Annotated in this window: 25 protein-coding genes and 1 riboswitch; of the genes, 18 read left to right on the forward strand and 7 right to left on the reverse strand. The window is 73.0% G+C overall.

Translation table 11 applies throughout. From position 1 onward, the window contains the following. Nucleotides 1-82: 82 nt before the first annotated feature. Nucleotides 83-778, forward strand: a complete 696-nt coding sequence (locus ACFW1I_RS00110; RefSeq protein ID WP_384664538.1) for a class I SAM-dependent methyltransferase — start codon at nucleotides 83-85, stop codon at nucleotides 776-778. On the opposite strand, the gene ACFW1I_RS00115 is transcribed toward ACFW1I_RS00110, so the two are convergent. Continuing rightward, nucleotides 775-1629, reverse strand: a complete 855-nt coding sequence (locus ACFW1I_RS00115; RefSeq protein WP_384664540.1) for a hypothetical protein — start codon at nucleotides 1627-1629, stop codon at nucleotides 775-777. The genes ACFW1I_RS00110 and ACFW1I_RS00115 overlap by 4 nt on opposite strands. A gap of 334 nt (nucleotides 1630-1963) precedes the next feature. Between ACFW1I_RS00115 and ACFW1I_RS00120 the strand changes: the two genes are divergently transcribed. Further along, on the forward strand, nucleotides 1964-2494 hold the full coding sequence (locus tag ACFW1I_RS00120) for a GNAT family N-acetyltransferase (protein ID WP_384664542.1): 531 nt from the start codon (nucleotides 1964-1966) through the stop codon (nucleotides 2492-2494). Next, nucleotides 2491-3174: a maleylpyruvate isomerase family mycothiol-dependent enzyme gene (locus tag ACFW1I_RS00125; RefSeq protein WP_384664543.1), complete on the forward strand. Its 684-nt coding sequence runs from the start codon at nucleotides 2491-2493 to the stop codon at nucleotides 3172-3174. The genes ACFW1I_RS00120 and ACFW1I_RS00125 overlap by 4 nt, the downstream gene beginning before the upstream one ends. Nucleotides 3175-3422: 248 nt before the next feature. Here the strand turns inward: ACFW1I_RS00125 and ACFW1I_RS00130 are convergent, their stop codons facing one another. After that, nucleotides 3423-3563, reverse strand: a complete 141-nt coding sequence (locus ACFW1I_RS00130; protein ID WP_384664545.1) for a hypothetical protein — start codon at nucleotides 3561-3563, stop codon at nucleotides 3423-3425. A 57-nt stretch (nucleotides 3564-3620) separates the two neighbouring features. Next, on the reverse strand, nucleotides 3621-4196 hold the full coding sequence (locus ACFW1I_RS00135) for a TetR/AcrR family transcriptional regulator (RefSeq protein WP_384664547.1): 576 nt from the start codon (nucleotides 4194-4196) through the stop codon (nucleotides 3621-3623). 140 nt (nucleotides 4197-4336) lie between these two features. Between ACFW1I_RS00135 and ACFW1I_RS00140 the strand changes: the two genes are divergently transcribed. After that, nucleotides 4337-5158, forward strand: coding sequence for an SDR family NAD(P)-dependent oxidoreductase (locus ACFW1I_RS00140; RefSeq protein WP_384664549.1), 822 nt, complete (start codon nucleotides 4337-4339; stop codon nucleotides 5156-5158). Nucleotides 5159-5290: 132 nt separating this feature from the next. Further along, nucleotides 5291-5779 carry a VOC family protein gene (locus tag ACFW1I_RS00145; protein WP_384664551.1) on the forward strand — a complete coding sequence of 163 codons (489 nt, stop codon included), beginning with the start codon at nucleotides 5291-5293 and terminating at the stop codon, nucleotides 5777-5779. Between the two features lie 20 nt (nucleotides 5780-5799). On the opposite strand, the gene ACFW1I_RS00150 is transcribed toward ACFW1I_RS00145, so the two are convergent. Together ACFW1I_RS00150 and ACFW1I_RS00155 are read right to left on the reverse strand one after the other, a co-directional pair. Further along, nucleotides 5800-6063 (reverse strand): cold-shock protein, encoded by a 264-nt coding sequence (locus ACFW1I_RS00150; protein WP_384664553.1) that lies wholly within the window; start codon nucleotides 6061-6063, stop codon nucleotides 5800-5802. Nucleotides 6064-6091: 28 nt separating this feature from the next. Further along, nucleotides 6092-6523 (reverse strand): hypothetical protein, encoded by a 432-nt coding sequence (locus tag ACFW1I_RS00155; RefSeq protein ID WP_384664555.1) that lies wholly within the window; start codon nucleotides 6521-6523, stop codon nucleotides 6092-6094. A 213-nt stretch (nucleotides 6524-6736) separates the two neighbouring features. On the opposite strand from ACFW1I_RS00155, the gene ACFW1I_RS00160 reads away from it, so the two are divergent. The 7 genes from ACFW1I_RS00160 to ACFW1I_RS00190 all read left to right on the forward strand — a co-directional run bounded on the left by ACFW1I_RS00160 (nucleotide 6737) and on the right by ACFW1I_RS00190 (nucleotide 15785). Next, nucleotides 6737-8827, forward strand: coding sequence for a hypothetical protein (locus tag ACFW1I_RS00160; protein WP_384664557.1), 2091 nt, complete (start codon nucleotides 6737-6739; stop codon nucleotides 8825-8827). 139 nt (nucleotides 8828-8966) lie between these two features. After that, nucleotides 8967-10961, forward strand: coding sequence for a calcium-binding protein (locus ACFW1I_RS00165; RefSeq protein ID WP_384664559.1), 1995 nt, complete (start codon nucleotides 8967-8969; stop codon nucleotides 10959-10961). Nucleotides 10962-11045: 84 nt separating this feature from the next. Beyond that, on the forward strand, nucleotides 11046-11684 hold the full coding sequence (locus ACFW1I_RS00170; RefSeq protein ID WP_384664561.1) for a hypothetical protein: 639 nt from the start codon (nucleotides 11046-11048) through the stop codon (nucleotides 11682-11684). Between the two features lie 152 nt (nucleotides 11685-11836). After that, complete coding sequence (locus tag ACFW1I_RS00175) at nucleotides 11837-12499, forward strand: deoxynucleoside kinase (protein WP_384664563.1); 663 nt, start codon at nucleotides 11837-11839, stop codon at nucleotides 12497-12499. A 114-nt stretch (nucleotides 12500-12613) separates the two neighbouring features. Beyond that, nucleotides 12614-12738: riboswitch (cobalamin riboswitch) on the forward strand. An 88-nt stretch (nucleotides 12739-12826) separates the two neighbouring features. Then, nucleotides 12827-13879 carry an ABC transporter substrate-binding protein gene (locus ACFW1I_RS00180; RefSeq protein ID WP_384664565.1) on the forward strand — a complete coding sequence of 351 codons (1053 nt, stop codon included), beginning with the start codon at nucleotides 12827-12829 and terminating at the stop codon, nucleotides 13877-13879. A gap of 104 nt (nucleotides 13880-13983) precedes the next feature. Continuing rightward, nucleotides 13984-14967 carry a FecCD family ABC transporter permease gene (locus tag ACFW1I_RS00185; RefSeq protein WP_384664850.1) on the forward strand — a complete coding sequence of 328 codons (984 nt, stop codon included), beginning with the start codon at nucleotides 13984-13986 and terminating at the stop codon, nucleotides 14965-14967. Then, a complete protein-coding gene (locus tag ACFW1I_RS00190; protein WP_384664567.1) occupies nucleotides 14964-15785 on the forward strand; it encodes an ABC transporter ATP-binding protein in 822 nt (273 codons plus the stop codon). The genes ACFW1I_RS00185 and ACFW1I_RS00190 overlap by 4 nt, the downstream gene beginning before the upstream one ends. A gap of 402 nt (nucleotides 15786-16187) precedes the next feature. Here the strand turns inward: ACFW1I_RS00190 and ACFW1I_RS00195 are convergent, their stop codons facing one another. Beyond that, nucleotides 16188-16643 (reverse strand): SRPBCC family protein, encoded by a 456-nt coding sequence (locus tag ACFW1I_RS00195; RefSeq protein WP_384664569.1) that lies wholly within the window; start codon nucleotides 16641-16643, stop codon nucleotides 16188-16190. Between the two features lie 205 nt (nucleotides 16644-16848). Here ACFW1I_RS00195 and ACFW1I_RS00200 point away from each other — a divergent pair, with 205 nt between their 5' ends. The 6 genes from ACFW1I_RS00200 to ACFW1I_RS00225 all read left to right on the forward strand — a co-directional run bounded on the left by ACFW1I_RS00200 (nucleotide 16849) and on the right by ACFW1I_RS00225 (nucleotide 23244). Continuing rightward, on the forward strand, nucleotides 16849-18144 hold the full coding sequence (locus ACFW1I_RS00200) for a GAF domain-containing protein (RefSeq protein WP_384664571.1): 1296 nt from the start codon (nucleotides 16849-16851) through the stop codon (nucleotides 18142-18144). Nucleotides 18145-18252: 108 nt separating this feature from the next. After that, complete coding sequence (locus ACFW1I_RS00205; RefSeq protein WP_384664573.1) at nucleotides 18253-19776, forward strand: aldehyde dehydrogenase family protein; 1524 nt, start codon at nucleotides 18253-18255, stop codon at nucleotides 19774-19776. Nucleotides 19777-20281: 505 nt separating this feature from the next. Further along, nucleotides 20282-20923 carry a hypothetical protein gene (locus tag ACFW1I_RS00210; protein ID WP_384664574.1) on the forward strand — a complete coding sequence of 214 codons (642 nt, stop codon included), beginning with the start codon at nucleotides 20282-20284 and terminating at the stop codon, nucleotides 20921-20923. A gap of 14 nt (nucleotides 20924-20937) precedes the next feature. Next, nucleotides 20938-21483 carry a flavodoxin family protein gene (locus ACFW1I_RS00215; protein WP_384664576.1) on the forward strand — a complete coding sequence of 182 codons (546 nt, stop codon included), beginning with the start codon at nucleotides 20938-20940 and terminating at the stop codon, nucleotides 21481-21483. A 382-nt stretch (nucleotides 21484-21865) separates the two neighbouring features. Continuing rightward, nucleotides 21866-22492: a CBS domain-containing protein gene (locus ACFW1I_RS00220; protein ID WP_384664578.1), complete on the forward strand. Its 627-nt coding sequence runs from the start codon at nucleotides 21866-21868 to the stop codon at nucleotides 22490-22492. A 65-nt stretch (nucleotides 22493-22557) separates the two neighbouring features. Beyond that, nucleotides 22558-23244, forward strand: coding sequence for a response regulator (locus ACFW1I_RS00225; RefSeq protein ID WP_384664579.1), 687 nt, complete (start codon nucleotides 22558-22560; stop codon nucleotides 23242-23244). Between the two features lies 1 nt (nucleotide 23245). On the opposite strand, the gene ACFW1I_RS00230 is transcribed toward ACFW1I_RS00225, so the two are convergent. Continuing rightward, nucleotides 23246-24979, reverse strand: a complete 1734-nt coding sequence (locus tag ACFW1I_RS00230; protein ID WP_384664581.1) for a GAF domain-containing protein — start codon at nucleotides 24977-24979, stop codon at nucleotides 23246-23248. Nucleotides 24980-24991: the final 12 nt, after the last annotated feature.

The following is a 24991-nucleotide window of genomic DNA, read 5'->3' on the forward strand; positions in this document are numbered from 1 at the left end:
CCTATCGTGGAGTCATCTCACCCCGCAGCGCCTCCGCGTACGAGAACAGCTCTCGGGGGCTGCCACAGACGAGACGGTCGCCATGACGCAGCCGATCAAGCCGCACCCGCTCTTCGCCCGCTTCTACGCCCGGTTCGCCGGCCCGGCGCTGGAGAGGGCCGGCATCGCCGGACACCGGAGGCGACTGGTCGCCGGCCTCTCCGGTGACGTGATCGAGATCGGCGCGGGCAACGGTCTCGACTTCCCGTACTACCCGCCCGAGGTGACCCGGCTCGTCGCCGTCGAACCGGAACCGCACCTGCGGGCCCGGGCGCGGGAGCGGAGCCGGGCTGCCCCCGTGCCCGTGGAGATGTGCGACGCCCGCGCCGAGCGGCTTCCCTTCCCGGACGACTCCTTCGACGCCGCCGTGGCGTGCCTCGCGCTCTGCTCCATCGCCGACCCGCACGCCGCCCTCGCCGAACTCCACCGGGTCCTCCGTCCCGGCGGACAGCTCCGGTTCTTCGAACACGTCCGGGCCGACACCCCCGCGATGCGACGCGTCCAGCGCGCCCTCGACGCCACCCTCTGGCCGCGGCTGACGGGTGGCTGCCACACGGGCCGCGACACCCAGCGGGCCATCGCCGCGGCCGGCTTCCGCGTGACCACGGTCGACCGCTTCGACTTCCCGCCGAGCAGGATCCCGCTGCCCGCCGGCACGCACGTCCTCGGCACCGCCGTGCGCGGTGACCGCGCAGGGCCTCCCGCCCGGGGGACGCCCGACCCCGGAGGCCGACGCTAACGGCAGGTCAGCTTCGGCCCCGGCAGCATGCCGCCCGTGTAGAGCGTCTGGCCGTCCGGCATCCAGTAGCCGAGCTTCGAGACCACGGTGGAGCACGTGTCGCCCACGGTGACGCGGACCGTCACCCTCTGCGGGTTGCCCGGCTGGAGCGTGGTCAGGGCGCAGTCCAGGGCGTGGCGCAGCCGGGTCTTCGCGGGGGCACTGCCGACGAGCGGGTTGACGCAGCGGGGGTCCGCGGTGGTGACGCGTACGCCGGTTCCCTCCTCGCCGATCAGGCCGAAGCGCGCGCTGCCGTCGCCTTCCTCGCTGTCCCGGCGGATCGTGTACGTCAGGGTGGTCGTGGCGCCCCGGCGGAGTGTGGAGCGGTCGACGGTGATGGCGTGGGTGGGTCGCGCCTTCGGCGTGGCCAGGGTCAGGGTGGCGTGGACGGTGCCCTGGAGGTCGAGTCCTCCGGGTGCCGAGCGGACGCGTACCGCGGCCGTGATCTCGTACGTCCCCGGGCCGGGGTATTCGGCGGCGCCGGGCAGGGTTCCGGAGAGCGTCCTCCCGGCGTGGCGGGCCGTCCAGGTGCCGGTGGTGCGGCAGCCGGGGCCGCCCGGCGTGCCCGGCCGCGCGCAGATGGCCGGGGCCGAGATCGTCAGGCGGGGGTTGCCTCCGTCGGCGCACAGGCTCACCGTGGCGCGTCGGCCGTCCGCGCCCCGCAGGGTCCCGGCGGCCGCGCACAGCGTGCCCGGCGCCTCGGGCCCCGGGGCCGGCGCGGCCGGCGGCCGGGTCGAGGCCGGGGCCACGAGGCCCGGGGACAGCAACGCCACCGCGGCCAGGGCGCTCCACACAGTCGGACGTGCCGGCACCGGTTCCTCCTCAGCGGACCTGGACCGGACGGGCGCCGGTCGCCGCCGCCGATCCTGACCCGCCGTACGGCCGCCGGACGGATCCCACGCCGGGCGTCCACCTCATGGGCGCCACCGGTCCACCTGGCCGGCTCCCCCGGCGCCCGGCCCGGCCGGGGACCTGTCGGCGGAAGCTCCCCCGTCCGGCTCCGGCGCCGGTTCGACGATCTTTCGCGGCGCGGACGCAACCGTGGCCGCCCGGGGCGCGTGACGTCGGGTTGAGGCGTTCACGAGACGCCACCGTCACGGCCGCGCGCATCGTGCCGCGCGACCCGAGAGGACCAGGAGCCGTTCCATGTCCGACAAGATCGCGCTGCGCCCCGTCACCGCCGAGGACCTCGACGTGTGGGAACGGGAGTTCAGCGGGCCGGAGGGCTGGGGCGCCCATCAGTGGTTCGGCTTCCAGTCGACGGGCGACCTGCGCCGCCGCTTCGCGGAGAGCGGCCTCCTCGGTCCCGACGGCGGGGTGCTCTCCGTCGTGGAGGGCGAGGTGACGGTGGGCAGGGTGAAGTGGTTCCCCGGCACCTGGGGACCGGCCGACCTGACCAACTGGAGCCTGGCGATCGGCCTCGCGCCCTCCGCCCGCGGCCGGGGCATCGGCACCCGCGCCCAACGGCTGCTGGTGGACTACCTGTTCGAGCACACCAGGGCCGACCGGATCCAGGCGTGGACGGACGTGGCCAACCTCGCGGAGCAGCGCGCGCTGGAGAAGGCCGGCTTCGTGAAGGAGGGCGTGCTGCGGTCCGCGGTGTGGCGCGGCGGACAGTGGAACGACCTCGTGATCTACTCCACCCTCCGGTCCGAGCAGGGCGGGGACGCGGCGTGAACCACGACCGTTTCGGCGACGCTTTCCGCCGGGAGTCCGAAGCCCTCACCAAGGCCGTGTCGGGACTCTCCGAGGCCGAGTGGAACCTCCCGACGCGCTGCGCGCCTTGGTCCGTACGCGATCTGCTCGGTCACGTCACGGTCGTGATCGACTGGCTTCCGGCCATGCTGGAGGCGCCCGCCCCGGCCGAGGCCGGGATCTCCGCCACGGAGTACTACCGCCCGGACGACCGCTTCTCGCCCCGCACCAACGGCACGCGGATCGCCTTGGCCCAGGACCGTGCGGCACGGTCGGCTGACGGCGCCGCCTACGCCGAGGACTTCGCCGCGACCTGGTCGCGCGCCGACCGCCTGTGCCGGGCGCAGCCGTCCGGACGGACCGTCCGGACGCGGCACGGCGACGCGATGCTCCTGTCGGAGTTCCTGCTGACCCGCGTGGTGGAAGTCGCCGTCCACGGTCTCGACCTGGCCGACGCGCTCGGACGCGACCCCTGGCTGACGCCGTCGGCGGGCGAGGCCGTGACGGAACTGCTGCTCGGCGGCGAGCACGCCGCCGCCCTCGACGGGCTGGGGTGGAGCCGACCCGCGTTCCTGCGCAAGGCCACCGGCAGGGAGCCTCTGGACGAGACGGAAGGCGAGCTGATCGAACGGCTCGGGATCCGGTGGCTCGCCTTGGGGTGACCCCGGTCGACGGCACGGTCAGGGGACGAGTCCGCCCGTTCACGGAGCGGCGGTGGAGCCGCGGGTCCGGTCGGCCTCTCCCTCGCTCGCGCCTCCGTCGGGGAGCGGGCGGCCGGCGACGCACGTCCGCGCTTCGGGTCGCTTGAGCGAATGACCGGCCGTCTTCTCCGTGGTGGGCGAGGCGTCTTCGCGGGTCCGGCCGCCGCCTCTGCGGAGACGGTCCGTCGGCCGCCGACGCTCGGCGACCCTCACATGCCGCGGATGGCCTCCGCCAGATCCGGGCCGTAGGAGGCGTCCCAGCACGTGACCGATCCGTCGGCGGCGAGGTCCCCCATGGACCACTCGCCGTCGTGGAGCACGAGGCACAGGCCGTGGAACGCGAGGATCACCTCGGGTCGAAGGGGCTCTCTCGACCGCCGGCACCCCGGGGAACCGCCGCGGTGCGCTCAGTCACGCGGACCGGCGCCGTGCAGCAGGGTGTCGACGATGCGGGTGGCGAGGGCGTCCGGGTCGGTGCCGTCCGCCGCCTCGCGCAGGGATTCGCCGAGGAGCGCGTAGTAGAAGCGGCGCACCCAGTCGAGGTCGGCCGACTCGTCGATGAGCCCGTCCTTCTGGGCCCGCTTCAGCACGGCGACGCAGCGGTCGGCGATGTCCCGCTGGAGGGTGGCGGCCTCGCTGTCCTCGTCCGCCGGCAGTCCCAGCGCGAAGGCCCAGGCGCTCTTGACCCGCAGCACGTTGGCGGTGATCCGGTGGATCGCCACCAGCGGCGGCGCGGTGTCCGGCCTGCCGTCGTCCACCGCCTGGGCGAGCTGCCGGGCCGCGGACGAGGCGAGCGCCTCGATCAGCGCCTGCCGACTGGCGAACCGCCGGTGGATCGTCGTACGGGCCACGCCCGCGGCGGCGGCGATCTGTTCCATGGAGGCGCCGGGCTCCTCGGCGAGCACCCGCTCGGCCGCCTCCAGGATGACGCGCACACTGCGCTCCGCGTCCGCGCGCAAGGCTCGCGCCCCTGTCTCAGCCATCACGCCTCCTGCCAGGCAACCGGTCGAGGAAATCCTACATCCGTGATGCACCATGGCAGTTATCTGCATCATCACTGTTGCAGTTCCTGTGATTGCTGGTACGTTCATGACGCAGTTCACTTCGACTGAAGGAGGACCCCGTGCACCACACCACCGCCCTCATCACCGGCGCGTCGTCCGGCCTCGGCGCCGAGTTCGCCGCCCAGCTCGCCGCCCAGGGACACGACGTGGTCCTGGTGGCGCGTTCGGAAGACCGGCTCGCCGCCCTGGCCGAGCGTCTGGTCGCCGACCACGGCGTCCGCGCCCATGTGCTGGTCCAGGACCTCGCGGAGCCGGACGCGGCCCGCCGCGTCGCCGACGAGCTGGCCGCCCGCGCGCTCACCGTGGACCTGCTCGTCAACAACGCCGGATTCGGCACCTGCGGCCGCTTCGAGGAGATCCCCGGGGCCCGTGACCACGACCAGCTGATGGTCAACGTCGTCGCCCTCGTCGACCTCACCCACGAACTGCTCCCCGGCATGCTGGAGCGCGGCCGCGGCGCGATCGTCAACGTCGCCTCCAACGCCGGCTTCCAGCCCTCCCCGTACTTCGCCGTCTACGGCGCCGGCAAGGCGTTCGTCCTGAACTTCGGCCTCGCCCTGCGCCAGGAGTACCGCCGGCGCGGCATCCGCGTGCTCACGCTCTGCCCCGGCCCGGTCGAGACCGCCTTCTTCGACACCATCGGCACCCGCAAGGCGGCCGTCACCGGCTCGATGACCACCCCCGAGCCGGTCGTACGCGCCGCCCTCCGCGCCCTGGACCGCGACCGCGGCTACCTCGCCCCCGGCTTCGGCAACGCCCTGTCCGCACACCTGACACCGCGCCGCCCGCGGACCCTGGTCGCCGCCCTCGCCGAACGGATCACCCGCAAGGTCCTGGCCGCCCCGGCCACCGCCTCACCGACACCGGAGCCCGTGGCCTGAACCCACGGCCCGAGCTTCGCCCCCAGGACCCCGCGCTCGCCCTCCGGCGGAACGCCGAGATGCGCGGAGCGGGGTATCGACCAGAATGGGCCGTGAATGCCCGCAGGGGGGGGGAAGACGAGGGGAAACCTCATGACTGTCGCCGACACCCCGATGAACCTCACCCGAGGCGCCCACGTCGGGATCTCGGTCTCCGACCTCGACGCCTCGATCGCCTTCTACACGGCCCTGACCGGCCGGGGACCCGTCGCGCAGGGCACCATGGACAGCGTGCCGTTCGGCATCTCCCAGGGGCTCCCGGTCGCGAAGCTGCGGTACGCGACGATCAACATCGACGGGCTCGGCATCGACCTGATCCAGTTCACGGAACCGGTCGGCGAACGGACCGGCGGCAAGGCCAACCGCCCCGGCTCCATGCACCTGTGCTTCAAGGTCGACGACTTCGACGCGGTGTACCGGAGGATGAAGGAGGCGGGGTACGACTTCCTCGGCGACGACTACACCTTCATCGCGGGCGAGGTCACCCCGGACGCGGCCCTCGGCACCAAGGTCGCCTACTTCAACGACCCCGACGGCACCAACCTGGAGATCATCGAACCCAAGGGCGGCTTCGCCAACTGAGGTCGGGCGGTCGCACCGTTTCAAGGACGGTGTTCTTCGTCGGTCTCCTCCCGTACACGCACGGCACGCCAGTGGTAGGCGTCCTGCTCGGCCTCCTCCACCGTGAAGGTGACGCGCCGGCCCACGGTCAGCTCGCGGAATCCTTCGGCCTCGATCGCCGAGAAGTGTGCCCACACGTCGTCCGGCACGGCGTCGGACGTCAGGACGCCCCACCCTTCCTCGGCGTGCCATGCGAGGACACGGCCGACGCACACGTCCTCGCGCCTCCTCCTGCTCTTCGCCACGCCTGCCGTCCTTCCTCGACGAGCGGAATCAGACGCGGAAGGCCGGATCCGTCAGGTCGATCGCGATCGAGTTGCCGAGGTTGTTGAAGAACCGGGCGGTCACCCCGTCCGCCTCCACCCTCTCGAACGGGTTGGAGTCGGCCATCGACACCACCCACACCAGTTTCCCGTCGGCATCCAGCCGCGCGAAGAACCCCTCCGACCCGTGCGCGCCGTCGCCGCCGCACACGAAACCGGAGCCGTCCGGAAGTTCCGCGACGCACCCGGGATGGATGTCGTACGGGGTCGTACCCCCGGCATCGCCGCACAGCAGTTCCTCCGGATCGAGCGGCCCGCCCAGGCCGAACCGCGACAGCGCGGCGGAGTCGACCTCGACGGCACGCGCCGAACCGTCCGCCCGGTACAACCCGTCCCGGTCCGGCACGTCACCGGCGGCCCACAACTCGACGATGCGACTCATGCCTGCTCCCCCGCCCGTCCGCGTGCCTTCGAGCACCTGTTTCGAGCACCTGTGCAGGGCGCACGCTACCGGCGACCGGCCACGTCCGGGCACAACGGGGCGGCGCCGCCCGCGCAACTCCGGCCCATCACGGCGGGAACGGTTGTCAGTGCCCCGTGGCAGGGTGGTCCGTGGACGCGAACGTCGTCCGCGAAAGGCCCCCCATCCAGGGAGATGCACGTGAACGACCCCGGAAGCGGCGAAGCCGCCCGCCGTACGCGGCGGCGCTCGGACCTCGCCGAGATCTCTGCCTGGTGGCAGGGGCTCGGCGGTGACGGGTTCGTCGTGCTGCCGCCGCCGGGGCGCGGGCGGTACACGCAGTCCGACGGGCACGAGGACGCCGCTGAGCTCGTCGCGGAGCGGGGCCTCGCCGGACCCGTCTCCTTCGCGTACTGGCACTGGCAGTCGCACGGGCGGGCCTTCGACCGTTCCGGTGTCCTCACGGGCGAGTTGCTGCTCCACTGGGGCGGTGACCACGCGGTCGTGGCCGCCGGGCTCGGCGCCGGGCCTGCCGGGTTCCGTGTCCTCGACGGCGGGCCGCAGGGCGCATTCCGCCTGGACCGGATCACCGTGCGCGGCGACGACGGCCTGCCCGACCCGGGGGACCCCGACGGCGTACGGCAGTTCCTCACCGCACTCGACGAGCCGGTGCGCCGCGGCCCCGGTTCCGTCGCGTACCGGGCCCTGTCCCCGGGTGAAGCCGCGTGGCTGCACGAACAGCTCGACGGCGCCCGGGACCTCGCGGGCGCGACCCGGTTCGCGATCGCGCTGGAGCGGCGCGACGGGCTGACACCCGATCAGGCGGTACGGCTCCTGCGCGCGTGGCGGGAGGAGTACGCAGGGCGCCTCGTCCATTGGACGGGGTGGCGGGAACTGCTCCACGCCCTGCTGCGCCACGGCGGTGAGGAGGCGTGGGAGACCGTCGCGGCCCTCGGTCCCCCGGCGGCGGGCATCGTGGCCGAGGTGCCGTCCGAACGGGGGCTGGAGGTCGTCCGCGCCTACGCGCTCGCGGGCGTCCCGGGCGCGGTCTCCGCCTGGCTGGCGCTGTACCGGTCGCTGCGCGAGCCGGACGCCGTGCGGGCGGTGATCGTCCTCGCGGCGGAACTCGACGCCCATGGAGCGCCGGAGGCCGCCCTGCGGGCGCTGGCGGCGGCGCTGACCGGGGCGGTCACGGCCGACTGGCGCCGGGAGACGGGCGCGGACGCCTTCGCCGGCCGGTCCCACGCCGGCCTCCTGGCCGTCCGCTTCGCCACCGACGAACGGCTGCCGCGGGCCCTGCGGGTCCTCACCGCCCAGACCGCGCGCGACCACGTGGAACTCGTACGCGAGGCAGCCCTCCGCCCCGAGGACGCCCGCCTCACCGGGACCCCGCCCGGGACGGTCACCGACCCGGCCGACGCTCTGGCCGCGATCGAGCGCTACGAGGCGGCCCGAGACAGGCTCCTGTCCGGCACCGGCCCCGACCTGACCGCTCCCGAGGGCGTCCTGGGCCGTGTGTGGCACCGGTACCGCACCCTCACCGACGGCGACGTGCGCTGGCTGCGGGAGCGGATCGCGGATCCGGGCACCGGCCTCCAGGGGCTCGGCTTCTGCCTCGAACTGCTCCACTCCCACGGCCTGGCCGGTCCGGCCGAGGTCGAGGCACTGCTGCCGCGCCGGATGAAGGACCTCGCCAAGAAGTACCCGACCACGTACACCGAATGGCGCCACCCGCTCGTCACCCTCACCTGCCTCGCCCTCGACCTGGGGCACCCGGCGGCGGAGAAGCTGCTCGCCTGGTGGGACGGTCCCCGGCCGGTCTGGAAGACCGAGTTGCGGCTCCTCACCCACCTCGGCGCGCCCGACGAGTCGAAGGCCGCCGCGCTCCGGGAGTTCGCGACCTCGCGGGCCCATGACGTGGGCCAGTTGATGACCTGGGTGCTGGTCCGGGCCCGCCTCGACGGGGAGCACCCCCTCTTCGTGGCGGACCGGCTGATCGGCACGCCCGGCATCCCCGAGCACAAGCTCCGCCAGGTCCTCGTGGGTGTCGCCGACGCCGGCCAGCCGCTGTGGCACTACGCCGTCGACGTGCGCAGCCGCGGCTGGTGGCAGCGCGCCCAGGAGGTCGCCGAGCACCCCCGTCTCTCCCCCGCCGCCCGCGCGATCGGCGTGCGGACGGCGCGCGAGCACTTCCTGATCCGCTACCCGGACCAGCTGAATCCGGCGCCCACCGAGGCCGAGCGTGCCGCGGCCCTGGACTGGATACGCCGTCACGACGGCAGCTGAGGGGTTCCCGCGGCCTCCTCACCCCTGGGGGTGGAGCGTCGCCGTCCAGTAGGCGCAGTGCGGCCCGTCACGGGCCGGGCGCCCGCCGCCGTCGCAGAAAGCTGTGGGCCCCAGGATCCGACGGACGGAGTGGTCTCGCATGTCCCTGAAATCCCCTTGGCCCCGGGCCGGACGCGCGGGCGCGGTGGGCGCCACGGCGCTGGCGCTCGTCCTCGGCCTGCCCGCGGTGGCGACGGCCGCGCCCGGCGATCTGGACCCCACCTTCGACGGCGACGGCCGGGTGGTCACCGACCTGGGCGGGTACGCGGGGGCCGAGGGCATGGTCATCCAGCCCGACGGGAAGATCGTCACCATCGGGTACAGCTACACCACGGAGACCTCCGGGGACTTCACGCTGACGCGGTACGACACCGACGGCGGTCTGGACGCGACCTTCGGCGGCGACGGCATCGTCACCACCGACTTCGTCGGCGCGAACAACGACGAGGGCCGGGGGCTGGCCCTGCAGCCGGACGGGAAGATCGTCGCGGTGGGCGGCTCCACCGACTGGGGCGGCAACGGCGCGTGGGCGGCGGCCCGTTACCTTCCCGACGGCAGCCTCGACCCGAGTTTCGGCGAGGGCGGGAAGGTCCTCACCGAGATCGACGTCGACGCGATCGAGACCGCCGAGTCGGTGGTGGTGCTGTCGGACGGCAGGATCGTCGCCGGCGGGTCGAGCAACGGCGTGTGGTCGCTGGTCCGCTGGGACTCCTCCGGCGTCCCGGACCCCGGCTTCGACGGCGACGGCCGCGTCACCACCACCTTCGGCACCGGCTGCTGCCAGGGGGTCGCCGACCTGGTGCCGCAGGCCGACGGCAGGATCGTGGCGGCGGGATACGCCGGCGGTCTGGCCCTGACCCGCTACCTCCCCGACGGCAGCCTCGACCCGAGCTTCGACGGCGACGGGAGGGTCACCACCGGGCTCGGCACCGGTGAGGGCGTGGAGCTCCAGTCCGACGGGCGGATCGTCGTCGCCGGCAAGGAGGGCAACTCCTTCCTGGTGGCGCGGTTCACCACCGGTGGCGCCCCGGACCCGAGCTTCGACGGCGACGGCCGGGTCCTCACCTCCTTCGGCCCCGAGGACGGCGGCGCGATGGACGTCGCCCTGCAGTCCGACGGCCGGATCGTCGCGGCCGGCGCCTACGGCGGCGACTTCGCCCTGGCCCGGTACAACACCGGCGGCAGTCTCGACCCGGACTTCGGCGGCGACGGGAAGGTGACCACCGACTTCGGCGGCTCCTCGGACGCCGCCGCGCGCGTGGCGCTGCAGAGCGACGGCAAGATCGTCGCCGCCGGGCTCGCCGGCACCGCGTACAGCCTCGACGGCCACCGCGGCCTGGCCCGGTACCTGGGCGGGGGCGGCATCGAGCCGCCGGCCGGCGTGGACGTGTCGGTGACGAAGACCGGGCCGGGCGCGGTCGGCATCGGCGACACCGCCACGTACACCGTGCGCGTGACGAACAACAGCACCTCGACCTCGGCGACGAGCGTGCAGCTCACCGACACCCTGACGGGCACGGCGACCATCCTCTCCGCCACCACGGACCGGGGCACCTGTACGACCGTCCCGGGCCGGGTCACCTGCGCGATCGGCACGCTCGCGCCGACCGGCGGCCCCTCCGGCTCCACCGCCACCGTGACGATCGTCGCCGAGCCCTCGCGGACCGGCACCCTCACCGACACGGCGACCGTCACCGCCGCCCAGACCGACCCCGCACCGGGCAACAACACCGCGACCCGTGCCACCACGGTGAGCAACACCCGCGGCTGCACGATCATCGGGACCAGCGGCGCCGACACCCTCAACGGCACGTACGGCGGCGACGTGATCTGCGCCCTCAGCGGCAACGACACGGTCAACGCGGGCTTCGGCAACGACACCGTCCACGCGGGACCGGGCGACGACCGGGTGGACGGCAGCTACCACAACGACACCCTCGTCGGCGGCGCGGGCGCCGACACGCTCCTCGGCAACTACGGCAACGACTCGCTGAACACGGTGGACGGGGTGGCCGGGAACGACACGGCGAACGGCGGCCTCAACACGGACACCTGCACCACGGATCCCTCCGACGTCCGGGTCAACTGCCCCTGACGGACGGCACGCGGGGCGGGTCCGCCGCGGACCCGCCCCGCACCCGCTTGCCCCGACCGGTCGCCGCTGGCGAGGATGGCCGCCATGGGCACCTCGTCCGCGCACCCCGAACCCGCCCGGCATCACGACCGCGGCACCTGGCTCGCGCACTTCACCCGCCGGATCCTCGTGGTCTGTCCGCGCTGCGGCGGCCGCGCGCTCGTCGTCCCCCGGCCGGGTCTCGCCCCGCCGGAGTACCTCGGCGGACTGCTCTTCTCCCCGCGCCGGCTGGCCTGCCCCGGGTGCGGGGCGGCGGCCGACCACCGTCCCGAACGGCGCGGCGGCGGTGTCGTCGGCGCCCGCCCTGGCGGCACCGAGGACCCCTTCTTCCGGCAGCCGCTGTGGCTCCAGACGCGCTGTGCGGGACGCGTCCTCTGGGCCTACGACGAGGAGCACGTCGACGCCCTCGCCGCGTACGTCGGCGCACACCACCGCGTGCGGCACGCCTCCCCGACGCTGTCGATGTTCGCCCGGCTGCCCGCCTGGACGAAGTCCGCCGGGAACCGGCGCGACGTGCTGGCCGGTCTGGCGACCCTGCGGTCCCTCGCCGCGCTCTCGGCTCCCGCCGACCGCTCCGACGCCGCCCACCCGCGCGGCGACCGCTCCCGGCACACCGGCAGCCTCGGCTTCTTCGGCGGCGGTCAGCGACCGGCACCGGCCCGCCCAGGTCGGATCGTCATCTAGGATTCATGGCGGCCGTGGGGCCGCGACCCGTCGCTCGGAGCGGCGGCCGCGGTACGGCCCGGCCCACCGGTCGACGAGAACGGTCCGGTCCGCGAGGTACGGGAGGCCGGCTCCCCGTCCACGAACAGAAGAACCCCAGGGAGAAGTGAGGTATGCCGGTGATCTGCGTCGGTGGCATGATCGGGATCGGCAAGACCAGCGTGGCCGAACTGCTGGCCAAGGAGCTGGGCACCGAGGTCTTCTACGAGAGCGTGGACGACAATCCGATCCTCCCGCTGTTCTACTCGGCGAGCCCCGAGGAGATCCAGGCCAAGCGCTACCCCTTCCTCCTCCAGCTGTACTTCCTGCAGACGCGGTTCGCCGCGATCAAGGAGGCGTACAAGCAGGACGACAGCGTGCTCGACCGGTCCATCTACGAGGACTGGTACTTCGCCAAGGTCAACCACGACCTGGGGCGGATCAGCTCGCTCGAGATGCAGGTGTACGAGGGGCTGCTCGACGAGATGATGCGCGAGATCGAGGGCCTGCCCTACCGCAAGGCACCCGACCTCATGGTCTACCTCAAGGCCGACTTCGAGACGGTGCTGCACCGCATCGGGCTGCGGGGGCGCGACTTCGAGCAGGACGAGAGCCTGGTCGAGTACTACCGGACGCTGTGGTCGGGCTACGACGAGTGGGTGCACCGGCACTACTCGGCCAGCGACGTCCTCGTCGTCGACATGAACAACACCGACGTGGTGAACAACCCGGACGACGCGGCCCGCGTGGCCCAGGAGGTCAAGAACGCCCTGGCGGAGGTCGCGGGTCGGCGGTGAGTCCACGCCCGCCGGGCCCTCGACGGGCGGCCGGGCGGGTCCAAGATCGCTCTGTGGTAGCTTGCCCAGGCCAGTCGTACCTCCGCACGTGCCGACGCGGTACGTGCGCGGGTCAGGGAATCCGGTGGGAATCCGGAGCTGACGCGCAGCGGTGAGGGTGACGGGCGGGACATCGGCCACTGGGCCCCCGAGGGGCCTGGGAAGGCGTTCCGTCCGGCTGACCCCGAGTCCGAAGACCTGCTGGCACCCGGGGGGCGCCGGTCGTCGTCCGGGGAGCACCGTACGACAGGCTCCGCGCATGAGCCGTGACGCAGAGGACTCCTCACCGTGCCCTTCGCACCTTCCGTCCGTTCCGCCGTGCTGCTCGTCGCCGGTGGTCTCCTCGTGGCCGGCTGCGCCGGCGGCGGTCCGGCCTCGCCGGACGCTCCGGCCGGCGGGAAGGGGGCGGACTCCGGCAACCGGCCCGTCGGCCTCGACAACTGCGGGCAGCGGGTCGAGGTCGCCCGGGCTCCCCGCCGTGCGGTCGCCCTCGACCAGGGTTCGGCCGAGATCCTGCTCTCGCTCGGCCTCGCCGACCGGATGGTGGGCACCGCCACCTGGACGGACCCCGTCCTCAAGGGCCTGGAGAAGGCGAACGCCACGGTTCCCCGGCTCGCCGAGCGGTACCCGTCCTTCGAGAAGGTGCTCGACACCGAGCCGGACTTCGTCAGCGCCTCCTTCCTCTACACGCTGGGCAAGGGCGGCGTGGCGCCGCGGGAGCGGTTCACGCAGCTGGGCGTGCCCACCTATCTCTCCCCCGCCGACTGCGTCGGCAAGGACAACAGCGGCGACGGCGACGGCGTCCGGACCGCCCCGCTGACCATGGACACCGTGTACGGCGAGGTCCGCGACCTCGCGAGGATCTTCGGCGTCCCCGAGCGCGGCGAGAAGCTCGTCGGAGAGCTCCGCGCCCGGGTGGCGAAGGCCAAGGCCGGCGCCGACTTCGGCGACGCGTCCGTCCTCTACTGGTTCTCCGACTCCCAGGGCCCGTACATGGCCGGGTGCTGCGGCGCGCCGGGGATCGTCAGCCGGGAACTCGGCGTGAAGAACGTCTTCGACGACACCAAGGAGGAGTGGCCCCAGATCAACTGGGAGACGGTCGTCGACCGCGATCCCGACGTGCTGGTGATCGCCGATCTGACCCGCAAGGCCCAGTCGGCCGAGAGCGCCGCGAAGAAGATCGAGTTCCTGGAGTCCCATCCCGTCACGCGGAACATGACGGCGGTGCGGAAGAAGCGGTACGTGATCCTCAGCGGCCAGGCCATGAACCCCACGATCCGCACCGTCGAGGGCATCGAGCAGGTGGCCGCCGCGCTGCGGACGTACGGGCTCGCCAAGTGACGCCGCCGGCGGCGAAGACCGTCCGCGCCGAGGAACGGGACGAGGCCGCCCCCGCTCCGCCGCTCCTCCGCCCGTCCCGCGCGCTCCCGCCGGTCGCCGGCGCGGTGGGGGTCCTCCTCCTGTGCGCGTCCGTGGCGCTCGCCCTCACCGTCGGTCCGGCCGACATCCGCGTCGCCGACGCCTGGTCCGTGGTCGCCTCCCACCTGGGCGGCAGCCCGTCGGGCCTGAGCCCGATCCGGGACGGCATCGTCTGGGACCTGCGGCTGCCCCGTACGCTCCTCGCCGCCGTGTGCGGTGCCGGGCTCGCGGTCTGCGGGGCGGTGATGCAGTCGCTGCTGCGCAATCCGCTCGCCGACCCGTTCGTGCTCGGTGTCTCGTCGGGCGCCTCGACCGGGGCGGTCGCCGTCGTCGTCCTCGGCGTGGGCGGCGGTGCGGTGTCCGTCGCCGGCGGCGCCTTCCTCGGCGCGCTCTGTTCCTTCGGCCTGGTCCTGCTGCTGAGCCACACCCTGGGCGGTTCGACGGACCGCGTCGTCCTGGCGGGGGTGGCGGCGATGCAGCTCTTCTCCGCGCTGACCTCGTTCGTGGTGATGACCGCCGCGGACGCCGAGACCACCCGCGGCGTCCTCTTCTGGCTGCTCGGCTCGCTCAGCGGCGCCGACTGGGCCGACGCCGGGGTGTGCGCGGCCGTGCTCGCCGTCGCGCTGCTGGTCTGCGGCGGCCACGCCCGTACGCTGGACGCCTTCGCGTTCGGCGAGGACGCGGCGGCGACGCTCGGCGTGCCGGTGGCCCGGACCCGGCTGGTCCTCCTCTCGGTCACCGCCCTGCTGACCGCCGTCCTGGTCGCCGCGGCCGGTGCGATCGGCTTCGTCGGCCTGGTCCTGCCGCACGCGGTCCGGGCGCTCGCCGGCCCCGGTCACGCCCGGCTGCTGCCCCTGACAGCGCTGGCCGGCGCGGTCTTCCTGGTGTGGGCCGACACCCTGGCCCGTACCGTCCTCGATCCCCAGGAAGTCCCGGTCGGGGTGGTGACGTCGCTGGTCGGCGTCCCCGCGTTCGTCCTCGTCCTGTACCGCACCCGGAGCACCCGATGACGGACACGCGCCCGCGCACCGACGGCGGCCCGGGGCTCCGCGCCGCGCACGTCTCCCGCACCGCCGGTGGCGCGCTGATCCTGGACGGCGTGAGCCTCGCACCGGGCCCGGGCACGCTCACCGGGCTGCTGGGCCCGAACGGCTCGGGGAAGTCCACGCTGCTCCGCGTCCTGGCGGGCGTCCTGACCCCGGACGTCGGAGTCGTCACCCTCGACGGCGACCCCCTGCGTGCCGTCCCGCGCCGCACGCTCGCCCGGCGGGTCGCCGTCGTCGAGCAGCACGCCGACACCCAGGTCGACCTCACCGTCGCCGACGCGGTACGCCTCGGGCGCGTCCCGCACCGCCGCGCGTGGTCCCCGGCGACGGCCGCCGACGAGGAGGCCGTACGCTCCGCGCTCGCCCGCACCGGTCTGACCGACCGGGCGCACCGCACCTGGCGCACCCTCTCCGGCGGCGAGCGCCAGCGCGTCCAGCTCGCCCGCGCCCTCGCCCAGGAACCGCGCGAACTGCTCCTCGACGAGCCGACGAACCACCTCGACGTCCAGCACCAGCTCGACCTGATGGCCCTGGTCGCGGACCTGCGCCTGACGTGCGTCATGGCCCTGCACGACCTCAACCTCGCGGCGATGTACTGCGACCACGTGGTCGTCCTGCGCGAGGGCCGCATCGCGGCGGCGGGCCCGGTGGCCGACGTCCTCACCGAACGCCTGATCGCGGACGTCTACGGCGTCCGGGCCGAGGTGACCCACCCCGCGCAGGACGGCCGCCCCCACATCCGCTTCCTCGGCACGTCGCCCCGGAGTGACGAGAACCCCTGACCGACGCGGCCGCCGGGACGCCTGGCACCGGCTCGGCCTCCGGCTGCCGGACGGGCTGCTGGAGCTCAAGCGGCCCGGTGGCGGACCGGTGGAACGCGTTCTCGACGGAGACGGAGACGTCGTGGAGCGATGACCACGTCCCGCTCGACAGCGTCCTCGGCATCGGCCCGTCCGACGACTGGCTGTCCCTGCTGGGCACGCGCGATCTGGTCGAGGAGTGGGGCCTGCCGTCGCCCCTCGTCCCGCTCTCCGGTGACGGCCACCACTGGATCGCCCTCGGCTACCGGACCTGCGGCGAGTCCGGCGAACCGTCCGTCACATGGTTCGACGTGGAGGAGGACATCGAACTCCCGCTCGCCAAGGGCTTCCGGACATTCGTCGAGCGGCTGCGTCCGCCGCGGGTCAGACGTGTGTGGCCGCGTTCCTCTGCTCGCGTACGGCGATGCGGGCGAGTTTCGTCAGCATCATGCCGTTGCGGATGGAGACCAGGTAGTCGACGGGCAGGCCGTGCATGCGGGTGCCGGGGCCTCTCAGGGTGTGCCACTCCAGGAGGAAGAGGGTGTTCTCGCCCCAGGGGATCAGGTTCATGGCGATGCGGGCGGCGCCGAAGGGATCGGCCTTCGCCTCCAGCTCCAGGCGGCGTTCGGGCTCGCTGATGCGGACGACGCAGGTGTCGTCCAGGGTCACCGGGCCGACGCCGACCCGGACGCGGAGGCGGGCGCCGACGTCGGGCCAGTGCGGGTCGGCGGCGAGGATCTGCTGCGTGCCCGAGACCCACTCGCCGTAGCGGTGGCCGTCGGAGAGCAGGCCCCACACGCGGGAAGGCGGGCTCAGGATCAAGCGGCGGTTCCGGGACACTGCGACTGCCTTCCTTCGTCCGGGCTGGGAGCGCGCGGCGTGGGGCGCCTCGGCCGACGCTATCCGCTGGGTGCCGTCCCGGCGCGGACGACGGGCCGTGTGTCGCCGGGCGCGCGGTGCGGCGCGCACCGGGTCGGCGACTCCCGGATATGCGGCATATGCGATGCCGGCCGGGTCCTTGTCGGCGGCGGGCGGGGCCACGACGATGTGCGCCTGGAAGCCGTACGTCCTCGATGGGGAGGCCGAGTTGAGCGAGGCGACGACGCGGAGGAGCGGGCCGCGCGAGCCGGAGCCGGGATCGGGAGCGCGGGAGGCGGTGCGGGCACTGGTCGCGGAGTCGTGGCGGCGGTCCGAGCGGGCCCGGGTGAGCCGGGACGGGGCGGCGCCGACGGAGCTGGAGGAAGCGGAGGTGGCGGCGTACCGGGAGGGGCATCCGCTGGCCGCGGCGATGCCGGTGATCCGGGAGCTGCTCGGCGCGGACGCCCGGGACGGCGGGCATCTGCTCGCGGTGTGCGACGCGGGCGCGCGGCTGCTGTGGGTGGAGGGGGATCCGGCGACGCTGCGGCAGGCGCGGCGGATGAACTTCGTGGCCGGTGCGGGGTGGGCCGAGGCAGCGGCGGGGACGAACGCGCCGGGGACGGCGCTCGCCGTCGGCAGGCCGGTGCAGGTGGTGTCGGCGGAGCACTTCCGGCCGCCGGTGAAGGACTGGACGTGTGTGGCGGCGCCGGTGCACGACCCGCGCAGCGGGCGGCTGCTGGGGGCGATCGATCTCACGGGCGGCGCGCCGCTCGCGCACCCGCACAGTCTCGGTCTGGTACGGGCGGTGGCGCGGGCGGCGGAGGCCCAGTTGGCGCTGCTGGCCCCTCCCCCGCCGTCCGGGCGGCTCCGGCTGACCGCGCTGGGCCGGGACGAGGCGCTGCTGACGGTGGACGGGCGGCGGCTGTCGCTGAGCCGGCGGCACAGCGAGATCCTGGTGGTGCTCGCGCACCGCCCGGAGGGCGTGACGGGCGGGGAGCTGCTGACGCTGCTCTACGAGGACGAGTCGGTCACGCCGGTGACGCTGCGGGCGGAGCTGTCGCGGCTGCGGTCCGTGCTCGGTCCGGAGCTGCTGTGCTCGCGTCCGTACCGGCTCGCCGTGCCGGTGGACGCGGACTTCGCGGCGGTGGACCGGCGCCTCGCCTCGGGGGCCGTGGCGGCGGCCGCCGGGGAGTACGCGGGCCCGCTGCTGCCGGGGTCGACCGCGCCCGGGGTCGTACGGCTGCGGGAACGGCTGGCGGACCGGCTGCGGGCGGCGCTGGTGGCGCGGGCGGATCCGCGGCTGCTCGCGGACTGGGCGTACAGCGCGTGGGGCGAGGAGGACGTGGAGGTGTGGCGGGCGCTGTGCGCGGCGGTGCCGGCGGCGCAACTGGCACCCGTGCGCGCCCGGCTCGACGCGCTGGAGGCGGAACTGTGCGCCGGTGCAACGGGGTTGCAACGTCCGCTTCCGCACACTCGGCGGTGAGAGCGCGCCGGCCGGGACGCCGGGCGCCCGCCCTGTCCGGCCGCCCGTGCGCGCCCCGCTCCCGGGGCCCGGCGGTCCGGCTCCGTCCGACCCGCAGGAGGTCTGCCCATGACCCGCTACGCCGCACCCGGTACCGAGGGCGCGCTCATGGCGTACCAGCCCCGCTACGACCACTGGATCGGCGGCGCGTACGTCGCCCCGGCCGGCGGCCGGTACTTCGAGAACCCGAGTCCCGTCGACGGCAAGCCGTTCACCGAGATCGCGCGGGGGTCGGCCGAGGACGTCGAGCGCGCCCTGGACGCGGCGCACGCGGCCGCCCCGGCGTGGGGGCGGACGGCGCCGGCCGAGCGGGCGGGGGTGCTGCTGCGGATCGCCGACCGGATGGAGGCGAACCTGGAGGCGCTCGCGGTCGCGGAGACCTGGGACAACGGCAAGCCGGTCCGGGAGACCCTGGCCGCCGACATCCCGCTCGCCATCGACCACTTCCGCTACTTCGCGGGGGCGCTGCGGGCGCAGGAGGGCGCGCTCAGCGAGATCGACGAGGACACGGTGGCGTACCACTTCCACGAGCCGCTGGGCGTGGTGGCGCAGATCATCCCGTGGAACTTCCCGATCCTGATGGCGGTGTGGAAGCTGGCGCCGGCGCTGGCGGCGGGCAACGCGGTCGTGCTGAAGCCGGCGGAGCAGACGCCGGCGTCGGTGCACTACTGGCTGAGCCTGGTCGCGGACCTGCTGCCGCCGGGCGTGCTGAACGTCGTCAACGGCTTCGGCGAGGAGGCGGGCAAGCCGCTGGCGTCCTCGCCCCGGGTGGCGAAGATCGCCTTCACCGGTGAGACGTCGACGGGCCGCCTGATCATGGAGTACGCCTCCGCCAACCTGAAGCCGGTGACGCTGGAGCTGGGCGGCAAGTCGCCGAACATCTTCTTCGACGACGTGTGGGCGGCGGACGACGACTTCCGGGACAAGGCGCTGGAGGGCTTCACGATGTTCGCCCTCAACCAGGGCGAGGTCTGCACCTGCCCGTCGCGGGCGCTCGTCCAGCGGGGCTGCTACGGCGAGTTCATGGAGGCAGCGGTCGCCCGTACGGAGGCGATCGTCGCGGGCCACCCGCTGGACCCGGCGACGATGATCGGCGCGCAGGCTTCGGCGGAGCAGCTGAAGAAGATCCTCTCCTACCTGGAGATCGGCCAGCAGGAGGGCGCGAAGATCCTGACGGGTGGTCAGCAGGTGGGCCACGGCGGCGATCTGGAGGGCGGCTACTACATCCAGCCGACGATCTTCGAGGGCGACAACCGCATGCGGATCTTCCAGGAGGAGATCTTCGGCCCGGTCGTCGCGGTGACCTCCTTCACCGACTTCGACGACGCGATCCGCACGGCGAACGACACCCTCTACGGCCTCGGCGCCGGCGTCTGGACCCGCGACACGAACACCGCCTACCGCGCCGGCCGAGCCATCCAGGCGGGCCGCGTCTGGACGAACTGCTACCACGCCTACCCGGCCCACAGCGCCTTCGGCGGCTACAAGCAGTCGGGCATCGGCCGGGAGACCCACAAGATGATGCTGGACCACTACCAGCAGACGAAGAACCTGCTGGTCAGCTACTCGCCGAAGAAGCTCGGGTTCTTCTAGCGGCACGATAGAAGGCGCCTGACCTGGGGTTTTCCCCGGGTCAGGCGCCTTCTCGGAGCACTCGAGCCTTCCCACGGGGGAGGCGTCGAAATACCCCTCTTCTCCCAGTTCATCCCACCCGTATCCCAGTCCTGACCAGCAGTTCGCGAGCAGGCCGGGTCCGCTTCACGCTCACCCCGTGTCGTCGCCCTCGCCGCCTCCCGCAGCTCGGGACCCGGGCTCGGGCCGGTGTGGCAGTGCCCGGACACCGCCACCGGCGACTTCATGGCCCTGCCGGAGCCGGCGTACGCGGTCATCACCTGCCGTCCTTCATAACCCCAGCCCCGGCCACTGAACCGGTGACGGGCTGACGCGCCACAACGCCTGTGGCTTCGCGAGATGGCCGAGATCGCGGGCCCCGCCGTGGAGCGGGCGGAGATGTCAGCGGTGCGTTGGGGGCCGTTCGACCCCAGCGAGATGCCTGTGCTGTGGACCAGACTGGTGGTGTCGGATGTGGGAGGTCTCCATGAATGCCCAGCCGAGCGTCACCGCGACAGCCGAGCCGCTCCTGCTCGACGCGGCGCTGCCCGAGTTCCGGTTCTCCCGCCTGGAGTGCGCCGTGATCACCGCCGAGCCGGACGTCGTGTACCGCGCAGCCCGCGACCTGGACATGCTGTCCATACACTCGCCGCTGTTCGACGCGGTCATGTGGGCACGTGGCGTGCCGGACCGAGTGCGCCGTCGCCCCGTGGCCACACCGCCTTCGATGCGGGTGTCCGACCTGTTCGAAACCGCCGCAGCTGGTGATCGGGAGGACCTGGCTCAGCCCTGGGTCGCCCTGGGGGAGCGAGCGGGGCGCGAGATCGTCTTCGGGGCGGTCGGCAAGGTGTGGAAGCCCACCATCGAGTGGCGCCGCGTCGAACCCGGTGACTACCCGGGCTTCGCGGAACCCGGCTGGGCGAAGATGGCCGCCGCCTTCGTCGTCCACCCCTACGGCGCACGGCGGTCCCTCCTGACCTATGAAGCGCGTACCGCTTGCACCGACCCCGTTTCCACCACGCGGTTCGGCCGCTATTGGACGCTGGTTTCCCCCGGCGTCGGCATCGTGCTGCGCGGAGCGCTACGGGCGATCGAAGCGGCGGCGGAGACCGGAGAAGGAATCACCTGAGGAGATGAGCCGTGATGCGTGCTGTGATCGTGTACGAGAGCCTGTTCGGCAACACACGTGAGATCGCTGACGCGATCGGCGAGGGTGTGAAGGAAGCGCACCCGGACGCCGAGGTCGAGTGCGTGGCCGTGGCCGACGCCCTGCCGGAGCGCATCGGCCCCACCGACCTGCTGGTCGTCGGCGGGCCGACCCATATGCGGGGGATGACCACGGGGATGAGCCGGAAGATGGGGCTGAAGGGCGAGGAGCACGAGGCTGAGAAGAAGGAGCGTCCCTTCACACCAGAGGAGGGCGCCGAAGGTCCTGGCGTCCGCGACTGGTTCCACGACACGCTCCCGAAGGCCCACACCGGCACCCATGCCGCCGCGGCCTTCGACACCCGGGCGGACATGCGCCTGGCCGGCGCCGCCGCCAGCGGCATCGCACGTCGGCTGCGCAGCCACGGCTACGAACTCGTCGCGGAACCGGAGGGATTCATCATCGAGGACACCGAAGGACCGCTGCGCGAAGGCGAACGGGATCGCGCGAGGGCATGGGGCGCGGCCCTCCAGGTCGCCTGACTGATCCGCAAAGGAACCAAGACCCACGGGGACTGTGGCGGTTGAGCTGAAGATCAGGTGCGCGGAGATCCTGGCTGACGCACTCGCCAGCGCCGCCCGGGACTCGGGTGCGATCGGCGAAGCCGTGCTCCGCCAGCCAGAGCGCGACACGCCTTGCACCGGCCGAACAGGGCCCAAGGGGGGCCATCCGGCCCTCCTCTCCCCTCAAGGAACGAGGCCAGACTGGAGTGGAGTGGACTCCGGTGCGGAGGCCCCGTCTCGCTCTGGACCAGTTCGTCGGACACATGCTCGCCCACCGTGTCCTCTCCGTCCGTGCGCGGCTGTTGGATCTGCGCCCCGCACGGGAGCGGCCCGTAGATCCTCATCCCTCTGGGAGAACGTGATGACCGCCTCGCGCTACACCGTCAGCGACGTCATGACCCGTACCGCCATCGCCATTGGGCGTGACGCGCCGTACAAGGAGATCGTCGCGCTCATGGACCAGTGGAAGGTGAGCGCCGTGCCCGTATTGGAGGGGGAGGGACGGGTGATCGGGGTCGTATCGGAGGCCGATCTGCTACCGAAGGAGGAGTTCCGCACGGACGAGCCCCGCCCGGACGAGTTCGCCGCAGCGTCAAAGGCCGGAGCTCTGCGGGCTGGGGAACTCATGTCCAGCCCGGCCGTGACGGTCCATCCTGACGCGACGCTCGCCGAAGCGGCACGGATCATGGCGACGCGGAGGGTGAAGCGCCTGCCCGTGGTCAACGGCGTCGGCATGCTGGAAGGTGTGGTCAGCCGGAGCGATCTGCTGAAGGTGTTCCTCCGTACGGACGCCGAGATCGAGGAGGAGATCCGCCACTACGTCCTCGGCGAGTCGGCCGCCTCCGTGGGGCTGGAGGTGACCGTCGCGGACGGTGTGGCCACTCTCCGTGGGTCGCTTTCCGACCGGTCGCTGGTGCCTCTGGTCGCCCGCGCCGCGCGGGCTGTGGAGGGCGTCGTCGACGTCCGGATGGATCTCGCCACCCCTTGAGACGCTCCGTTGATGGACAATCCTGGTAGGGGCGGGCAACTACCCGACCGACCATAGGGGTGCCCATGACCGATCTGCCGGCAGCCACCGCACCTACGCGGGTGTTCCTTGTCGATGATCACGAGGTCGTCCGCCGGGGCCTCCGTGACCTGATCGACGACGAGCCCGACATGGAGGTGGTCGGCGAGGCGGCGACGGCGGAGCAGGCGCTGGCCAGGGGTCCCGCCCTGCGGCCGGACGTGGCGGTTCTCGACGTACGCCTACCGGACGGCGACGGCATCTCCGTGTGCCGGGAGCTGCGGTCCCGGATGCCCGAGCTGGCGTGCCTGATGCTGACGTCGTTCGACGACGAGGACGCTCTCCTCGACGCGATCATGGCCGGTGCGGCCGGGTACGTCCTCAAGCAGATCAAGGGATCGGACCTCGTCTCAGCCGTGCGGACCGTCGCCACCGGGCAGTCGATGCTGGACCCGGCCACCACAGCGCGGCTGATGCACTCGCTCCGAGACCCGGAGGCAGCGAAGCCGCCGGAGGACGAGCGGCTCGCGGCCCTCTCCGAACGGGAGCGGTCCGTACTCGACCTCATCGGCGAGGGGCTCACCAACCGGCAGATCGCCAAGCGGCTCTACCTGTCGGAGAAGACCGTCAAGAACCACATCTCACGGCTGCTCGGCAAGCTCGGCGTGGAACGCCGCGTACAGGCCGCCGTCATCGCCGCACAGGCCCACGAGCACGACGCCGGAGAGACGTAGCTCATTCCCGCTCGGTCGGCAGCGGGATGCGCCACTCGAGTACCGTGCCGCTGCCGGGCTCCACCCGGGCGCGCACCGACAGAGTGCCGCCCAGCCGCTCGGCCCGCTCAGACAGGTTCCGCAGCCCACTGCGCCTGCCGCCCTGCGGTATGCCCACGCCGTCGTCACTCACCGTAACCGCCAGGACTCCGTCCTCGGCGACGACAGACACCTCGGCTCGGCGAGCCCGAGCATGGCGGGCCACGTTGGTGAGGGCTTCACCGATGACAACGATCACCTGTTCGGCCGCCTCGGAGGGCACGTCCGTGTCGAGGAGGCCCTCCATGCGCAGGGCGGGGGCGAAGCCGAGCGTGGTCGCGGCCTCGTCCACCGCCTTGACCGCCCGGTTCCTCAGCTTCGGGACGGTGCCCGGCATGCTGTGTTCCCGGAGCCCGAAGATGGTCGACCGGATGATCTTGATGGTGGCGTCCAGGTCGTCGATCGCCCGTCCCAGTCGGTCCACGGCTTCCGGGTGCTCGACGAACCGCTGGGCGCTCTGGAGCGTCATTCCGGTGGCGAACAGGCGCTGGATCGCGAGGTCGTGCAGGTCGCGGGCGATCCGGTCGCGGTCTTCCAGGAGGATCACCTGCTCGGCGTCCCGCCTCCGGTCGGCCAGTTCCAGCGCCAGGGCCGCCTGCCCCGCGAATCCGGGGAGAGCGGTGATCTCCAAGCCGGTGAACGGGGGCCGTCCGTGCCGCCGCGCGAGGATCAGCACCCCGCTCAACCGCTCCTTGGTGCCGACCGTGACCGCCACGGCCGGCCCGAATCCCTCCCACCGTTCGGGCTGCACCCTGATGCGCGGCTCGTTCTCGACGTCGGCGACCGTGACCAGGCCCTCCTGAGCCAGGGCAGCCTCGGCCAGCGTTCCTTCACTGGACGGCAGGACGACGCCCCGGTGCGCTTCGGCCCCCTCGCCGCGGGCGAGCGAGCCCCGCAGTTCACCGTCGGCGCCCACCAGGTAGAAGACCCCCATGTCGGCTGCCGCGATGTCCACCGCCTGCTCCAGCATCTCGTCGAGGACCTCGGTCTCCTCTTCGCCGGACAAGAGGGCGCTGGTGAGATCGGAGCTTGCGGCGAGCCACCGCTGCCGGAGGCGGCCCTCCTCGTACAGGCGGGCGTTCTCGATGGCGATGCCGGCCGCGACGGCCAGGGTCGTGACGACCGCCTCGTCCTCGGCGTCAAAGTCCGCGCCTCCGCGCTTCTCGGTGAGGTAGAGGTTGCCGAAGACCTCGTCGCGGACCCGGATGGGCACGCCGAGGAAGGTGTGCATCGGCGGGTGGTGGGGCGGGAAGCCGTACGAGACGGGATGCTCGGACAACTCGGAGAGTCGCAGCGGTTCGGGGTTGCGGATCAGCTCACCGAGCAGGCCGTGCCCGGAGGGCAGGTCGCCGATCCGCGCCCGCAGGTCGTCCCCGATGCCGACGGGGAGGAACTCCGAGAGCTTCCTGTCGTCCCCGATGACGCCCAGGGCACCGTATTCGGCGTCCACGAGGGTGACGGCCGCCTCCACGATGCCCTTCAGCACCTGAGGCAGGTCGAGTTCCCTGCCCACGGACATGACGGCTTCCAGCAGCCCATTGAGGCGGTCCCTGGTGCCCCTCACCTCGTCGATACGTGCCTGGACCTCGTCGAGCAGCTCGTCGAGTCGCAGGCGCGGAAGCCTGCTGTCCGCCGGCACCGGCCCCTCGTGCTCCATCACCACCTCCGG

This window comes from Streptomyces sp. NPDC058955 (genome assembly GCF_042741435.1).
Classification (GTDB): Bacteria; Actinomycetota; Actinomycetes; order Streptomycetales; family Streptomycetaceae; genus Streptomyces.

Coding starts and splice junctions, on each gene's coding strand:
- ACFW1I_RS00110 (WP_384664538.1), top strand. CDS start 83: ATGACGCAGCCGATCAAGCCGCACCCGCTCTTCGCCCGCTTCTACGCC.
- ACFW1I_RS00120 (WP_384664542.1), top strand. CDS start 1,964: ATGTCCGACAAGATCGCGCTGCGCCCCGTCACCGCCGAGGACCTCGAC.
- ACFW1I_RS00135 (WP_384664547.1), bottom strand. CDS start 4,196: ATGGCTGAGACAGGGGCGCGAGCCTTGCGCGCGGACGCGGAGCGCAGT.
- ACFW1I_RS00145 (WP_384664551.1), top strand. CDS start 5,291: ATGACTGTCGCCGACACCCCGATGAACCTCACCCGAGGCGCCCACGTC.
- ACFW1I_RS00155 (WP_384664555.1), bottom strand. CDS start 6,523: ATGAGTCGCATCGTCGAGTTGTGGGCCGCCGGTGACGTGCCGGACCGG.
- ACFW1I_RS00160 (WP_384664557.1), top strand. CDS start 6,737: ATGCACGTGAACGACCCCGGAAGCGGCGAAGCCGCCCGCCGTACGCGG.
- ACFW1I_RS00165 (WP_384664559.1), top strand. CDS start 8,967: ATGTCCCTGAAATCCCCTTGGCCCCGGGCCGGACGCGCGGGCGCGGTG.
- ACFW1I_RS00170 (WP_384664561.1), top strand. CDS start 11,046: ATGGGCACCTCGTCCGCGCACCCCGAACCCGCCCGGCATCACGACCGC.
- ACFW1I_RS00175 (WP_384664563.1), top strand. CDS start 11,837: ATGCCGGTGATCTGCGTCGGTGGCATGATCGGGATCGGCAAGACCAGC.
- ACFW1I_RS00190 (WP_384664567.1), top strand. CDS start 14,964: ATGACGGACACGCGCCCGCGCACCGACGGCGGCCCGGGGCTCCGCGCC.
- ACFW1I_RS00200 (WP_384664571.1), top strand. CDS start 16,849: ATGTGCGCCTGGAAGCCGTACGTCCTCGATGGGGAGGCCGAGTTGAGC.
- ACFW1I_RS00205 (WP_384664573.1), top strand. CDS start 18,253: ATGACCCGCTACGCCGCACCCGGTACCGAGGGCGCGCTCATGGCGTAC.
- ACFW1I_RS00210 (WP_384664574.1), top strand. CDS start 20,282: ATGAATGCCCAGCCGAGCGTCACCGCGACAGCCGAGCCGCTCCTGCTC.
- ACFW1I_RS00215 (WP_384664576.1), top strand. CDS start 20,938: ATGCGTGCTGTGATCGTGTACGAGAGCCTGTTCGGCAACACACGTGAG.
- ACFW1I_RS00220 (WP_384664578.1), top strand. CDS start 21,866: ATGACCGCCTCGCGCTACACCGTCAGCGACGTCATGACCCGTACCGCC.
- ACFW1I_RS00225 (WP_384664579.1), top strand. CDS start 22,558: ATGACCGATCTGCCGGCAGCCACCGCACCTACGCGGGTGTTCCTTGTC.
- ACFW1I_RS00230 (WP_384664581.1), bottom strand. CDS start 24,979: ATGGAGCACGAGGGGCCGGTGCCGGCGGACAGCAGGCTTCCGCGCCTG.